Source organism: Dactylosporangium sp. NPDC005555, assembly GCF_040605635.1.
Lineage (GTDB): Bacteria > Actinomycetota > Actinomycetes > Mycobacteriales > Micromonosporaceae > Dactylosporangium.
In genome coordinates this window covers 1-1,321 of the sequence record NZ_JBEXDG010000176.1, presented here as the reverse complement: position 1 = coordinate 1,321, position 1,321 = coordinate 1, and the positions used below count along the sequence as shown (strand labels likewise).

The window sequence follows — 1,321 nt, the reverse complement described above, 5'->3', positions numbered from 1 at the left end:
ACAACCGGTTTCTCCGGCTGGTGCGCAGCATGCTGCGAGCCGGATACTTGGAGGATTGGGAGTACCACGCCACGCTCAGCGGCTGTCCGCAGGGCGGGGTCGCATCTCCGGTCATGTCCAACATCTATCTGGACCGGCTGGACAGATTTGTCGCAACCGAGCTCATCCCCAAGTACACGCGAGGGAAGGGCAGGGCCCAGAACCCTGCCTACAAGCAGGTGGCCGACCGGATCGTGCGGGCACGCCGCCGCTACGACCAGGGCGAGGTCCGCACACTGCGACAGCAGTTGCGGACCCTGCCGCGGGGTGTTCCCCGCGATCCTGGATATCGGCGGTTGTGGTATGCCCGTTACGCCGACGATCATCTGCTCGGGTTCATCGGACCCAAGGCCGAAGCCGAGGACATCAAAGCCCGGTTGGCGCAGTTCCTGCGGGAAGACCTCAAGCTGGAGCTATCGCCGGACAAGACGCTCATCACCCACGCGCGCACCGGCGCAGCGCGGTTCCTCGGCTACGAGATCACCGTCCACCACGCCGACCACAAACTCACCAACGGGCGGCGGTCGGTCAACGGGAAGGTCGCCCTGCGCGTCCCCCGGGACGTGATCACGGCCAAGAGCGCGCCGTTCATGAAGCTCGGCAAACCCGAGCGACGCCCCGACCTGCTGAACCTCACCGATCTGCAGATCGTCGGCAAGTACGGCGCCGAATGGCGCGGCTACCTGCAGTACTACCTGCTCGCGCAGGACGTGTGGAGACTCAACCGGCTGCAATGGGTCATGTTGATCTCCATGCTCAAGACCCTGGCCGGCAAGCACCGCGCGACGGTGACGGCGATGGCCCGTAACCACCAGGCCACCATCGCCACCCCGCACGGGCCACGGGTGTGCTTCCAGGCCAGCGTCGAACGCGCGGACAGACCACCACTGGTAGCCCGGTTCGGTGGCATCCCCCTTAAACGGCAGAAGAAGGCGGTCCTCAACGACCACCGACCCGCCCCGGTCACCGGCCGCCGCCGAGGCAGCGAACTCCTCGCCCGTCTCCGCAGCAGCCGATGCGACCTGTGTGAGCAACGATCCGACGTGCGGGTGCACCAGGTATCCAAGCTCACCGACCTCGCAAGACCGGGGCGGCCACAACCGTTGTGGGCGCAACTGATGGCCAAGATGCGGCGCAAGACATTGATCGTGTGCTCGCCCTGCCACGACAGCATCCACAACCGGCAACCTGCCACAACGCTCACGCAGTAGTCACTGGAGAGCCCGTTGCCGGGACAACTGGCACGGCGGGTTCGGGCCGGGGGCCGCTGGAAAAGGACCTG

At 66.1% G+C, this 1,321-nt stretch carries 1 protein-coding gene; it reads left to right on the top strand.

The annotated features are described in order from the left end of the window. On the top strand, nt 1-1,250 hold a 1,250-nt coding region (locus tag ABZS58_RS51350), incomplete at its 5' end, for a group II intron reverse transcriptase/maturase (protein ID WP_354792143.1). Between the last annotated feature and the right edge of the window lie 71 nt (nt 1,251-1,321).